The following is a 13,276-nucleotide window of genomic DNA, read 5'->3' on the forward strand; positions in this document are numbered from 1 at the left end:
ATACGTTGCGTGGCAACACTTTTCGACCGCCCAAAACAAAACCCCTGATTGCGTTAGCAATCAGGGGTTTCGGAATTTAATCTTGACGATGACCTACTCTCACATGGGGAAACCCCACACTACCATCGGCGATGCATCGTTTCACTACTGAGTTCGGGATGGGATCAGGTGGTTCCAATGCTCTATGGTCGTCAAGAAATTCGGGTACTGAGTCGTAGCCAGCTGGCTTCGCTTCAGCAAATTGGGTATGTGACAGCTGTCGGTGTTTTGTGAACGTCGAACTTTCGGTTCATCTCGTCTTCACACACCGCAATCTGATGCTCTTCCGAGAAACAAATTGCTTGGGTGTTATATGGTCAAGCCTCACGGGCAATTAGTATTGGTTAGCTCAACGCCTCACAGCGCTTACACACCCAACCTATCAACGTCGTAGTCTTCGACGGCCCTTCAGGGGACTCAAGGTCCCAGTGAGATCTCATCTTGAGGCTAGTTTCCCGCTTAGATGCTTTCAGCGGTTATCTATTCCGAACATAGCTACCCGGCAATGCCACTGGCGTGACAACCGGAACACCAGAGGTTCGTCCACTCCGGTCCTCTCGTACTAGGAGCAGCCCCTCTCAAATCTCAAACGTCCACGGCAGATAGGGACCGAACTGTCTCACGACGTTCTAAACCCAGCTCGCGTACCACTTTAAATGGCGAACAGCCATACCCTTGGGACCGGCTTCAGCCCCAGGATGTGATGAGCCGACATCGAGGTGCCAAACACCGCCGTCGATATGAACTCTTGGGCGGTATCAGCCTGTTATCCCCGGAGTACCTTTTATCCGTTGAGCGATGGCCCTTCCATACAGAACCACCGGATCACTAAGACCTACTTTCGTACCTGCTCGACGTGTCTGTCTCGCAGTCAAGCGCGCTTTTGCCTTTATACTCTACGACCGATTTCCGACCGGTCTGAGCGCACCTTCGTACTCCTCCGTTACTCTTTAGGAGGAGACCGCCCCAGTCAAACTACCCACCATACACTGTCCTCGATCCGGATAACGGACCTGAGTTAGAACCTCAAAGTTGCCAGGGTGGTATTTCAAGGTTGGCTCCACGCAGACTGGCGTCCACGCTTCAAAGCCTCCCACCTATCCTACACAAGCAAATTCAAAGTCCAGTGCAAAGCTATAGTAAAGGTTCACGGGGTCTTTCCGTCTAGCCGCGGATACACTGCATCTTCACAGCGATTTCAATTTCACTGAGTCTCGGGTGGAGACAGCGCCGCCATCGTTACGCCATTCGTGCAGGTCGGAACTTACCCGACAAGGAATTTCGCTACCTTAGGACCGTTATAGTTACGGCCGCCGTTTACCGGGGCTTCGATCAAGAGCTTCGCGTTAGCTAACCCCATCAATTAACCTTCCGGCACCGGGCAGGCGTCACACCCTATACGTCCACTTTCGTGTTTGCAGAGTGCTGTGTTTTTAATAAACAGTCGCAGCGGCCTGGTATCTTCGACCGGCATGAGCTTACGGAGCAAGTCCTTCACCCTCACCGGCGCACCTTCTCCCGAAGTTACGGTGCCATTTTGCCTAGTTCCTTCACCCGAGTTCTCTCAAGCGCCTTGGTATTCTCTACCCAACCACCTGTGTCGGTTTGGGGTACGGTTCCTGGTTACCTGAAGCTTAGAAGCTTTTCTTGGAAGCATGGCATCAACCACTTCGTAACTAAAAGTTAACTCGTCATCAGCTCTCGGCCTTAAGATCCCGGATTTACCTAAGATCTCAGCCTACCACCTTAAACTTGGACAACCAACGCCAAGCTGGCCTAGCCTTCTCCGTCCCTCCATCGCAATAACCAGAAGTACAGGAATATTAACCTGTTTTCCATCGACTACGCTTTTCAGCCTCGCCTTAGGGACCGACTAACCCTGCGTCGATTAACGTTGCGCAGGAAACCTTGGTCTTTCGGCGTGGGTGTTTTTCACACCCATTGTCGTTACTCATGTCAGCATTCGCACTTCTGATACCTCCAGCAAGCTTCTCAACTCACCTTCACAGGCTTACAGAACGCTCCTCTACCGCATCACTTACGTGATACCCGTAGCTTCGGTGTATGGTTTGAGCCCCGTTACATCTTCCGCGCAGGCCGACTCGACTAGTGAGCTATTACGCTTTCTTTAAAGGGTGGCTGCTTCTAAGCCAACCTCCTAGCTGTCTAAGCCTTCCCACATCGTTTCCCACTTAACCATAACTTTGGGACCTTAGCTGACGGTCTGGGTTGTTTCCCTTTTCACGACGGACGTTAGCACCCGCCGTGTGTCTCCCATGCTCGGCACTTGTAGGTATTCGGAGTTTGCATCGGTTTGGTAAGTCGGGATGACCCCCTAGCCGAAACAGTGCTCTACCCCCTACAGTGATACATGAGGCGCTACCTAAATAGCTTTCGAGGAGAACCAGCTATCTCCGAGCTTGATTAGCCTTTCACTCCGATCCACAGGTCATCCGCTAACTTTTCAACGGTAGTCGGTTCGGTCCTCCAGTTAGTGTTACCCAACCTTCAACCTGCCCATGGATAGATCGCCCGGTTTCGGGTCTATTCCCAGCGACTAGACGCCCTATTAAGACTCGCTTTCGCTACGCCTCCCCTATTCGGTTAAGCTCGCCACTGAAAATAAGTCGCTGACCCATTATACAAAAGGTACGCAGTCACCCAACAAAGTGGGCTCCCACTGCTTGTACGCATACGGTTTCAGGATCTATTTCACTCCCCTCTCCGGGGTTCTTTTCGCCTTTCCCTCACGGTACTAGTTCACTATCGGTCAGTCAGTAGTATTTAGCCTTGGAGGATGGTCCCCCCATATTCAGACAAAGTTTCTCGTGCTCCGTCCTACTCGATTTCATGACTAAGAGATTTTCGCGTACAGGGCTATCACCCACTATGGCCGCACTTTCCAGAGCGTTCCGCTAATCTCAAAGCCACTTAAGGGCTAGTCCCCGTTCGCTCGCCACTACTAAGGGAATCTCGGTTGATTTCTTTTCCTCAGGGTACTTAGATGTTTCAGTTCCCCTGGTTCGCCTCTTACGCCTATGTATTCAGCGTAAGATAACCATCTTATGATGGCTGGGTTCCCCCATTCAGACATCTCCGGATCAAAGTCTGTTTGCCGACTCCCCGAAGCTTTTCGCAGGCTACCACGTCTTTCATCGCCTCTGACTGCCAAGGCATCCACCGTATGCGCTTCTTCACTTGACCATATAACCCCAAGCAATCTGGTTATACTGTGAAGACAACATTCGCCGAAAATTCGAATTTCTCAATTAAGAGAACTCACAAATTTTACCTTAGCCTGATCCGTTACCAGTGAAAGTAACGTTCAGTCTATCTTTCTATCACATACCCAAATTTTTAAAGAACGATCTAATCAAAGACTAGAAATCAACATTCATCATCAACCTGATGGAATGCTCATTTCTAAGCTTTCATAACGTAGAAGCAGTAGTGGTGGAGCCAAACGGGATCGAACCGTTGACCTCCTGCGTGCAAGGCAGGCGCTCTCCCAGCTGAGCTATGGCCCCGTATTTCTACAGGCGTTTCCCACACAAAATTGGTGGGTCTGGGCAGATTCGAACTGCCGACCTCACCCTTATCAGGGGTGCGCTCTAACCAACTGAGCTACAGACCCAATTTCGGGCTGCTTCTTATCGTCTTCTTCAATGAATCAAGCAATTCGTGTGGGAACTTATGGAGCAGCTGATGTCGTCGATTAAGGAGGTGATCCAGCCGCAGGTTCCCCTACGGCTACCTTGTTACGACTTCACCCCAGTCATGAATCACACCGTGGTAACCGTCCTCCCGAAGGTTAGACTAGCTACTTCTGGTGCAACCCACTCCCATGGTGTGACGGGCGGTGTGTACAAGGCCCGGGAACGTATTCACCGCGACATTCTGATTCGCGATTACTAGCGATTCCGACTTCACGCAGTCGAGTTGCAGACTGCGATCCGGACTACGATCGGTTTTGTGGGATTAGCTCCACCTCGCGGCTTGGCAACCCTCTGTACCGACCATTGTAGCACGTGTGTAGCCCAGGCCGTAAGGGCCATGATGACTTGACGTCATCCCCACCTTCCTCCGGTTTGTCACCGGCAGTCTCCTTAGAGTGCCCACCATTATGTGCTGGTAACTAAGGACAAGGGTTGCGCTCGTTACGGGACTTAACCCAACATCTCACGACACGAGCTGACGACAGCCATGCAGCACCTGTCTCAATGCTCCCGAAGGCACCAATCTATCTCTAGAAAGTTCATTGGATGTCAAGGCCTGGTAAGGTTCTTCGCGTTGCTTCGAATTAAACCACATGCTCCACCGCTTGTGCGGGCCCCCGTCAATTCATTTGAGTTTTAACCTTGCGGCCGTACTCCCCAGGCGGTCAACTTAATGCGTTAGCTGCGCCACTAAAAGCTCAAGGCTTCCAACGGCTAGTTGACATCGTTTACGGCGTGGACTACCAGGGTATCTAATCCTGTTTGCTCCCCACGCTTTCGCACCTCAGTGTCAGTATTAGTCCAGGTGGTCGCCTTCGCCACTGGTGTTCCTTCCTATATCTACGCATTTCACCGCTACACAGGAAATTCCACCACCCTCTACCATACTCTAGTCAGTCAGTTTTGAATGCAGTTCCCAGGTTGAGCCCGGGGATTTCACATCCAACTTAACAAACCACCTACGCGCGCTTTACGCCCAGTAATTCCGATTAACGCTTGCACCCTCTGTATTACCGCGGCTGCTGGCACAGAGTTAGCCGGTGCTTATTCTGTCGGTAACGTCAAAACACTAACGTATTAGGTTAATGCCCTTCCTCCCAACTTAAAGTGCTTTACAATCCGAAGACCTTCTTCACACACGCGGCATGGCTGGATCAGGCTTTCGCCCATTGTCCAATATTCCCCACTGCTGCCTCCCGTAGGAGTCTGGACCGTGTCTCAGTTCCAGTGTGACTGATCATCCTCTCAGACCAGTTACGGATCGTCGCCTTGGTGAGCCATTACCTCACCAACTAGCTAATCCGACCTAGGCTCATCTGATAGCGCAAGGCCCGAAGGTCCCCTGCTTTCTCCCGTAGGACGTATGCGGTATTAGCGTCCGTTTCCGAACGTTATCCCCCACTACCAGGCAGATTCCTAGGCTTTACTCACCCGTCCGCCGCTCTCAAGAGAAGCAAGCTCCTCTCTACCGCTCGACTTGCATGTGTTAGGCCTGCCGCCAGCGTTCAATCTGAGCCATGATCAAACTCTTCAGTTCAAACATCTTTGGGTTTTTAAGAAACCCTAAACTTGGCTCAGCAATCGTTGGTTACATCTTTGATTTCTCGCGGAGTAACTTGTGATGCTGATAATCTTGTTGACTATCAGTCTGACTCCACAAGCACCCACACGAATTGCTTGATTCAGTTGTTAAAGAGCGATTGGTTAAGATCTTTCGTCTCAACCGAGGCGCGCATTCTACAGCAGCCTCATTAGCTGTCAAGTGGTTATTTTCAGAAGTTTTCGAAGAATTCTTCAACAACTTCAACCACTTGCGCTTACGATCTCTCGTTAGCGGGAGGCGAATTCTACAGCGTTACACGCTGCTGTCAACACCTCTTTTTCAACTTCCTTTTGGCTTCGATGAACTGAAGCAACCTGATGCCGAAAACTTCATAACTCTTTGTTTATCAAGGAGTTTTCCGTTTCGACTGCGCCGGAAGTGGGGCGAATTATAGACAGATATAAAACGCCGTCAATCCTTAATTACGCTTTTGTCGCAGAAAGTGGTTTTTTCGCAATAAGGCGGGGAATCCGGCGCATCACTGGCGGGATCCGCAGCACCAGCAGCAGCGCTCCTATAGATGCATAGATAGCCCACTCCTTCAGGTCGGCCCGCGCAATCCACAACATATGCAACAAACCGAGCCCAAGAATTACGTACACCAGGCGGTGCAGCTTCTTCCAACGGCTGCCCAACCGACGCTGGCTATAGCGATTGGACGTCACTGCCAGTACCAACAGGCCAAGGAAACCCAACGCACCGACAATAATGTAGGGCCGTTTACGCAGCTCCACGCCGAACTGCGACCAATCCAGCCCCAGGATAAAGACGCAGTACGCGGCCAGATGCAGCGCCACATACGCAAAACACCACAGCCCCAGTTGTCGGCGCACCGCAATCCACCCTGCCCACCCGCTGAGCTTCTGCAACGGCGTCATGCCCAACGTGATCAGCAACAGGATCAAGGTGCCAAGCCCCAACCGATCCATCAACACTTTGCCTGGATCAGGCCCGAGCACAGAACTCCACGCCTCGTACAGCCAGAAAAATGGCCATATCGCAACTGCTATAAAGACGCCAATGCGCCAGATCGGATAACGCATCAGTAGTTCTTCCGCAGATCCAGGCCCGTATAGAGAGAAGCGACCTCATCCGAATAGCCGTTGAACATTTGCGTCTCGCGCACATTCGGGCTGAACAGACCGCTCGGCAAACGGCGCTCACGCGCCTGAGTCCAGCGAGGGTGGTCGACGGTCGGATTCACATTTGCGTAGAACCCATACTCATTGGCCGCAATACTTTGCCAAGTCGTCTTCGGCTGCTCGCTGACCAGGCTGATCCGCACAATCGACTTCACGCTCTTGAAGCCGTACTTCCACGGCACTACAAGACGCAATGGCGCGCCGTTCTGGTTCGGCAATTCCCGTCCATACATCCCCACGGCCAGGATCGCCAACGGATTCATTGCTTCATCCAGACGCAGCCCTTCTACATAAGGCCAGTCGATCAAGCCGAAGCTGGAGCGCTGCCCCGGCATGCTTTTGGGATCCTGCAGCGTTTCAAAGCGGATGTACTTGGCTTTAGCGGTCGGCTCAACCTGCTTGAGCAAGGCTGAAATAGGAAAGCCCATCCACGGGATCACCATCGACCACGCCTCGACACAACGCAGACGGTAGATACGCTCTTCCAATTGATAAGGCTTCATGAAGTCTTCCAGGGCATAGCGCCCAGGTTTGCCGACTTCTCCATCAATCACCACACTCCAGGGTTCAGTCTTGAGTGAACCGGCGTTCTTTGCCGGATCGCCCTTGTCCGTACCGAACTCATAGAAGTTGTTGTAGTGGGTGGCGTCCTTGAACGGGGTGATGGCTTCGTCTTTTACCGTAACCGCCTGCCATTGGGTATTGGGCAGTTTCTCGGCAAACCAGCCTGGGGCATTGCCCGGCTCGACATCGGCATAACGCGCCGCATCGTCGGCACTGGCCCAGCGCGGCAGCGCAGTGGCAGCAACGCCCGCCAGCGCACCGCCGAGCAAGCTGCGACGAGAAAGATAGAAGGATTCAGGCGTGACATCCGACTCGTGACAATCGGACGCTTTAGGGATCTTGATTAACATGGCAACTCCGCAGCATTGGAGAACTGATGCACCAATAGACTGCGGAGTATGGGGGAAATTACATTAAGGCAATGTTTTGTCGCGGCGCAGATGCAACAGGTATTGAATCGGCCCCGAAGCGGCATACACCAGGAACGCCAGCAGCAGAATACGCGGCGGATCACTGAAGACGACCGCAAACACCAGCACAACCACCAGGATCGCCACGAAAGGCACACGCCCCTTGAGGTCGAACTCCTTGAAGCTGTTGTACTTGATGTTGCTGACCATCAGCATGCCGGCGGCTGCAACCATCAAGGCCACCAGGAACGACATCTTCGAACCCTGGATGCCGTAGTCACTGAACGCCCAGACGATACCGGCCACCACACCTGCCGCCGCCGGGCTGGCCAGGCCGATGAAGTAACGCTTGTCGGCAGTCCCCACTTGGGTGTTGAAGCGCGCCAGACGCAACGCGGCGCCGGCGACATAGATGAAGGCGACCATCCAGCCGACCTTGCCCATATCCCCCAGCGCCCAGGCAAACGCCAGCAGTGCCGGGGCAACGCCGAAGGCCACCATGTCCGACAGCGAGTCGTACTCGGCACCGAAAGCGCTTTGGGTATTGGTCATACGCGCCACCCGGCCATCCAGGCCGTCTAGCACCATGGCCACGAAGATGGCGATAGCGGCAAAGCCGAAATACTTGCTGGCACTCGCCGCATCACCCGCCGCCAATGCGCTTTGCGCACTCATGGAGTTGATGATGGAGTAGAACCCGGCAAACAGGTTCGCCGTGGTGAACAGATTGGGCAGAAGATAGATACCACGATGCCGGACCTTGCGACCTTCCGCATCATGCCCTTCTTCGACATGCTCATCGATCGGTAGCAGGCTTTCGGCGTCAGAGGCCTGGTTTGGCTCTTCGGGACGTTCGGTCATGGACTTTACCTTGCAACGGTGTGAAAAGAATTCGACAAATACTTGCAGGGCGTGTTCGCCCGCAAACGATGCAGCTTTATACCAGAACCCGCCCCCAAACGAAAAAACGCGGCCTAAGCCGCGTTTTCCCTTGATGCGTACGACTTAGTTTTTGGCTTTGTCGACGATCTTGTTGGCACCGATCCACGGCATCATGGAGCGCAGTTGCTCGCCGATCACTTCGATACCGTGAGCGGCGTTGTTACGACGCTTGGCGGTCATCGAAGGGTAGCCGGTAGCGCCTTCGCTGATGAACATTTTGGCGTATTCGCCGTCCTGAATACGTTTCAGGGCGTTGCGCATGGCCTGACGGGATTCGGCGTTGATCACTTCCGGGCCGGTCACGTACTCGCCGTATTCGGCGTTGTTGGAGATCGAGTAGTTCATGTTGGCGATACCGCCTTCGTACATGAGGTCAACGATCAGCTTCAGTTCGTGCAGGCATTCAAAGTAGGCCATTTCCGGCGCGTAGCCAGCTTCAACCAGGGTTTCGAAACCGGCTTTTACCAGTTCAACGGTACCGCCGCACAGAACGGCTTGTTCGCCGAACAGGTCGGTTTCGGTCTCGTCCTTGAAGGTGGTTTCGATGATGCCGGTACGACCGCCACCAACGCCAGCGGCGTAGGACAGTGCAACGTTTTTGGCGTTGCCCGAAGCGTCCTGGTAGATCGCGATCAGGTCAGGGATGCCGCCGCCTTTGACGAACTCGGAACGCACGGTGTGGCCCGGTGCTTTCGGCGCGATCATGATCACGTCGAGGTCAGCGCGTGGCACAACCTGGTTGTAGTGAATCGCGAAGCCGTGGGAGAAGGCCAGGGTGGCGCCCTTCTTGATGTTCGGCTCGATTTCGTTCTTGTACAGCGCGGACTGGAACTCGTCCGGAGTCAGGATCATGACCAGGTCGGCAGCGGCAACGGCGGAAGCAACGTCAGTCACTTTCAGGCCGTGGGCTTCAGCCTTGGCAACAGTGGCCGAGCCTTTGCGCAGGCCGACAGTCACGTCAACGCCGGAATCTTTCAGGTTGCACGCTTGGGCGTGGCCCTGGGAACCGTAGCCGATGATGGCGACTTTCTTGCCCTGGATGATCGACAGGTCACAATCTTTATCGTAATAAACTTTCATGAGGTTCCTCTATATATCCAGGCCGTAAGGCCATTCGCTAATTTGGGTTAGATGCTGAGTACTTTGTCGCCACGGGCAATCCCGGTGACACCACTGCGTACCGTTTCCAGAATCGAGGCCGTCCCGATCGACTGGATGAAGCTGTCCAGCTTGTCGCTTGTACCGGTCAGTTGAACGGTATAAACGCTGGCGCTCACATCGACGATCTGCCCGCGATAAATATCGGTGGTGCGTTTGATCTCGGCACGTTGGGCACCCGTGGCCTTGACCTTGACCAGCATCAGCTCGCGCTCGATGTGGGCACTTTCCGACAGGTCGACCAGCTTGACCACTTCGATCAGCTTGTTGAGGTTCTTGGTGATCTGCTCGATCACCTCATCGTGGCCAACAGTAGTCAACGTCAGGCGCGACAGGGTCGGGTCTTCGGTCGGCGCCACGGTCAGGCTTTCGATGTTGTAGTTGCGTTGCGAAAACAGGCCGACAACACGAGACAGAGCGCCGGGTTCGTTCTCCAGAAGCAGGGAGATAATGTGCCGCATGATTAGGTACGCTCCGTCTTGTTCAGCCACATGTCGCGCATAGAGCCGTCTTTGATCTGCATCGGGTAGACGTGCTCGCTGGTATCCACTTGAATATCGAGGAACACCAGGCGGTCCTTCATGGCGAACGCCTCTTCCATCTTCGGCTTCAGATCTTTCAAATCGGTGATGCGCATGCCGACGTGGCCGTAGGCTTCAACCAACTTGATGAAATCCGGCAGCGATTCCATGTAGGAATGGGAGTGACGGCTGTTGTAGCTCATGTCCTGCCACTGACGAACCATGCCCAGCACGCCGTTGTTCAAGCACACGATCTTCACCGGAAGACCGTACTGCAGGCACGTCGACAGTTCCTGGATGTTCATCTGGATGCTGCCCTCACCCGTCACGCAGGCGACGTCGGTGTCCGGGAAGCTCAGTTTGATCCCCATGGCCGCAGGGAAACCAAAGCCCATCGTGCCCAGGCCACCGGAGTTGATCCAACGGTTAGGCTTGTCGAACTTGTAGTACTGCGCAGCGAACATCTGGTGCTGGCCTACGTCGGAGGTCACAAAAGCATCGCCCTTGGTCACTTCACACAGGGTTTCGATCACGGTTTGTGGCTTGATGATGCTGCCGTCGCCCTTGTCGTAAGGGAACAGGCCGCGGTCACCGCGCCATTCGTCGATCTGCTTCCACCAGCTGGCAACCGATTCCTTGTTCGGCGTTTCGCCGATGTCCTTGAGCGCCGCAACCATTTCGGTCAGCACGCTTTCTACCGGACCTACAATCGGCACGTCGGCCTTGATGGTCTTGGAGATGGACGCCGGGTCAATGTCGATGTGGATGATCTTGGCATTCGGGCAAAACTTGCTCGGACCGTTGATCACTCGGTCATCAAACCGCGCGCCCACCGCCAGGATGACGTCGGCGTGGTGCATGGCCAGGTTGGCGGTGTAGCTGCCGTGCATGCCAAGCATGCCGACGAACTGACGGTCCGTGCCCGGGAATGCGCCGAGGCCCATCAAGGTGTTGGTCACCGGCAGGTTGAGCAGCTTGGCCAGCTCGGTCAGAGGTGCAGAACCGCCGCCCAGAATCACGCCGCCACCGGAGTACAGCACTGGACGCTTGGCCGCCAAGAGCATTTCTGCCGCCTTGCGGATTTGCCCCGAGTGCCCACGCACGGCCGGGCTGTAGGAACGCAGCTTGGCTTTCTTGGGAAAGACGTATTCAAATTTCTCGGCCGGGTTGGTCATGTCTTTCGGGATATCAACCACTACAGGGCCCGGGCGACCGGACTGTGCGAGGTAGAAGGCCTTTTTCATGACTTCCGGGATTTCCGACGCATGTTTGATCATGAAGCTGTGTTTCACGATCGGCCGGGAGATACCGATCATGTCGGTTTCCTGGAATGCATCGGTACCGACCATGGTGCTGGGCACCTGGCCAGAAATGATCACCATCGGGATGGAGTCCATATAGGCAGTCGCGATGCCAGTAATGGCATTGGTTGCGCCTGGGCCGGAGGTTACCAGTACCACACCGGCTTTACCGGTGGCACGGGCGTAGCCGTCAGCCATATGGGTCGCGGCCTGTTCGTGGCGAACCAGGATGTGGGTAACAGCCGGTTCCTTGAACAGTGCGTCGTAAACATGCAGCAGAGCACCACCTGGGTACCCGTAGATATAGTCGACGCCTTCGTCACGCAAAAAGCGGACGAGCATCTCACCGCCAGATAAAAGCTCCACGTTGTTCACCTCTAAAACGCCAGAATACCGTCCGTTAAAAACCGACGGGTCTTAATAGGTTTACTTCTCAACAGAGCATGAGCGACGGTGGTCGCCGACTACGTCAGCACTGACTGAGCAAGTATTGGGATCGTCCCAAGTGTTGCGGGCTTTTCCCACCCAGCGCGAGGTAACGCGTTGCGGGTGTTACAGGTCGGCGCGGATATGCGCCTCATGATCTGCTGAGCGGGCCTGCTTCTGGCAGTCCCGATACAGCGGACTTTGGATTCTTCTGTTTCAGCCCCTTCAAGTCAAGCAATAATTGCGCTTTTTTCCAACTAAGCGCATGAGAACGAAGATTAAAGGGGTTTGAGGAGGGATAAAACTCGCCTGAATGTCGTCAAGCGGTAGAAATGTGCGCAAGACTGCCGAAAAACCCGGCAGTCAGGCAATTAACGAGCGTCGACGATCAATTGGTCGAACTTTTTCAGCGCATTGCGTAGGCCAAGGCTCTCAAGCGGGCGATCGGCGTAAACCATCTCCGCCATCTCAAGAATCCCTGATGCATTGGGCAACGGCAGGTCCTGCTCGAGGATCTGCTTCATGCGCACCAGGAAGATCCATTGCAACCACTGGTGAAAGTCCAGCGTATCCACCGAAAACGGTTCGACACTGCCAAGCGCTTCAGCGCTGGGGGATACTTCGTCCCACCAACCCTGCACGCGTAACTCACGTTCAATCAGCAACAGCTGTTCGGCAATTGCCGGAAACCGTGCATCCATCAGAGGCTGACCTTGGCTTTTTGCCGCGCCTGGGCAGCACCGGCGGCGTCGCCTTGTGCGGCACGCGCGTCACCAATCAAAGCCCACAGGTTGGCTTGCAGGTCGGGGCGACCGTTGGCCAAAGTCAGGCCGCGACGGGCGAACTGCTCGGCTTGCGGCGCGTCGCCCTGGGCCAGGCGCACCTGGGCCAGACGATACAGCACTTGCGGCTCACGCGGCGCCACACGCTGGGCACGCTCAAGGCTCGACGATGCCCCGTTCAGATCACCACCCGATTGTTGCTGCTGGGCGGTGGTCAATAGAGCCAGTACCGGCCCGTCCAGTTGCTCGTCAGCCGACAGGCCGCCCGCGTTAGACGAAGACGGAATACCGCTCGGCGTCGACGGCGGCATGTTGTAAGTGCCCTGGTTGATCGGCGCCGTCTGGATCGGCGCGGAGCCAGCCGGACCCGATGTGCTTGGCCCTGGCGTCCAAGGCTCGGCACTGATCGGCGCCGACGTCGCAGCACCGCCGCCCGGCACCATCACCACCACACCCGAATCCTGCGGTATGGACTGAGGCGTAGCTTGGGCAGGACGCTTGACCACGGTCTGACGGAAACCGCCAGTGGCCGAGATACGGTCGTTATTGGAAACGTTCGTGCTTGAGTCCACCACGGGAATGGAACCGCGCTGCACGCTGGAGCAACCGCCGAGCATAACCAGGGCGGTAATAGCTGGAATCCACAACTTGTTCACTTGAAACCCTCTTTGC

8 protein-coding genes, 2 tRNA genes and 3 rRNA genes are annotated in these 13,276 nt (G+C 54.8%); all 13 read right to left on the bottom strand.

Annotated elements, in window-relative coordinates; genetic code table 11:
• Window positions 1-80 precede the first annotated feature (80 nt).
• The 13 genes from rrf to PSH96_RS24425 all read right to left on the bottom strand — a co-directional run bounded on the left by rrf (window position 81) and on the right by PSH96_RS24425 (window position 13,260).
• A 5S ribosomal RNA gene (rrf, locus tag PSH96_RS24365) occupies window positions 81-196 on the bottom strand.
• A 156-nt stretch (window positions 197-352) separates the two neighbouring features.
• Window positions 353-3,243 (bottom strand): 23S ribosomal RNA (locus PSH96_RS24370).
• A gap of 247 nt (window positions 3,244-3,490) precedes the next feature.
• Window positions 3,491-3,566, bottom strand: a tRNA-Ala gene (locus tag PSH96_RS24375).
• A gap of 30 nt (window positions 3,567-3,596) precedes the next feature.
• A tRNA-Ile gene (locus tag PSH96_RS24380) sits at window positions 3,597-3,673 on the bottom strand.
• Between the two features lie 82 nt (window positions 3,674-3,755).
• A 16S ribosomal RNA gene (locus tag PSH96_RS24385) occupies window positions 3,756-5,292 on the bottom strand.
• Together the 16S, 23S and 5S rRNA genes with 2 tRNA genes alongside form the textbook arrangement of a ribosomal RNA operon.
• Window positions 5,293-5,780: 488 nt before the next feature.
• The gene (gene msrQ, locus PSH96_RS24390; protein WP_305455672.1) at window positions 5,781-6,401 is read right to left on the bottom strand and encodes a protein-methionine-sulfoxide reductase heme-binding subunit MsrQ; all 621 of its coding nucleotides are present in this window, start codon (window positions 6,399-6,401) and stop codon (window positions 5,781-5,783) included.
• Complete coding sequence (gene msrP / locus PSH96_RS24395; protein WP_236375197.1) at window positions 6,401-7,414, bottom strand: protein-methionine-sulfoxide reductase catalytic subunit MsrP; 1,014 nt, start codon at window positions 7,412-7,414, stop codon at window positions 6,401-6,403. Before msrP ends, msrQ begins: the two co-directional genes overlap by 1 nt.
• Window positions 7,415-7,477: 63 nt before the next feature.
• Window positions 7,478-8,335: a CDP-diacylglycerol--serine O-phosphatidyltransferase gene (gene pssA / locus PSH96_RS24400; protein ID WP_056859782.1), complete on the bottom strand. Its 858-nt coding sequence runs from the start codon at window positions 8,333-8,335 to the stop codon at window positions 7,478-7,480.
• Between the two features lie 144 nt (window positions 8,336-8,479).
• Window positions 8,480-9,496, bottom strand: a complete 1,017-nt coding sequence (ilvC, locus tag PSH96_RS24405) for a ketol-acid reductoisomerase (protein WP_003176099.1) — start codon at window positions 9,494-9,496, stop codon at window positions 8,480-8,482.
• A gap of 47 nt (window positions 9,497-9,543) precedes the next feature.
• Window positions 9,544-10,035 carry an acetolactate synthase small subunit gene (ilvN, locus tag PSH96_RS24410; protein ID WP_003176102.1) on the bottom strand — a complete coding sequence of 164 codons (492 nt, stop codon included), beginning with the start codon at window positions 10,033-10,035 and terminating at the stop codon, window positions 9,544-9,546.
• A 2-nt stretch (window positions 10,036-10,037) separates the two neighbouring features.
• The gene (locus tag PSH96_RS24415) at window positions 10,038-11,762 is read right to left on the bottom strand and encodes an acetolactate synthase 3 large subunit (protein WP_056859785.1); all 1,725 of its coding nucleotides are present in this window, start codon (window positions 11,760-11,762) and stop codon (window positions 10,038-10,040) included.
• A 431-nt stretch (window positions 11,763-12,193) separates the two neighbouring features.
• Window positions 12,194-12,523: a YqcC family protein gene (locus PSH96_RS24420; protein WP_065911202.1), complete on the bottom strand. Its 330-nt coding sequence runs from the start codon at window positions 12,521-12,523 to the stop codon at window positions 12,194-12,196.
• Window positions 12,523-13,260 carry a M48 family metallopeptidase gene (locus tag PSH96_RS24425; protein ID WP_065911201.1) on the bottom strand — a complete coding sequence of 246 codons (738 nt, stop codon included), beginning with the start codon at window positions 13,258-13,260 and terminating at the stop codon, window positions 12,523-12,525. The genes PSH96_RS24420 and PSH96_RS24425 overlap by 1 nt, the downstream gene beginning before the upstream one ends.
• Window positions 13,261-13,276 lie beyond the last annotated feature (16 nt).

Source organism: Pseudomonas sp. FP2338 (assembly GCF_030687515.1).
GTDB classification, from domain to species: Bacteria; Pseudomonadota; Gammaproteobacteria; order Pseudomonadales; family Pseudomonadaceae; genus Aquipseudomonas; species Aquipseudomonas salomonii.

Coding starts and splice junctions, on each gene's coding strand:
- ilvC (WP_003176099.1), bottom strand. CDS start 9,496: ATGAAAGTTTATTACGATAAAGATTGTGACCTGTCGATCATCCAGGGC.
- PSH96_RS24420 (WP_065911202.1), bottom strand. CDS start 12,523: ATGGATGCACGGTTTCCGGCAATTGCCGAACAGCTGTTGCTGATTGAA.
- msrP (WP_236375197.1), bottom strand. CDS start 7,414: ATGTTAATCAAGATCCCTAAAGCGTCCGATTGTCACGAGTCGGATGTC.
- pssA (WP_056859782.1), bottom strand. CDS start 8,335: ATGACCGAACGTCCCGAAGAGCCAAACCAGGCCTCTGACGCCGAAAGC.
- msrQ (WP_305455672.1), bottom strand. CDS start 6,401: ATGCGTTATCCGATCTGGCGCATTGGCGTCTTTATAGCAGTTGCGATA.
- ilvN (WP_003176102.1), bottom strand. CDS start 10,035: ATGCGGCACATTATCTCCCTGCTTCTGGAGAACGAACCCGGCGCTCTG.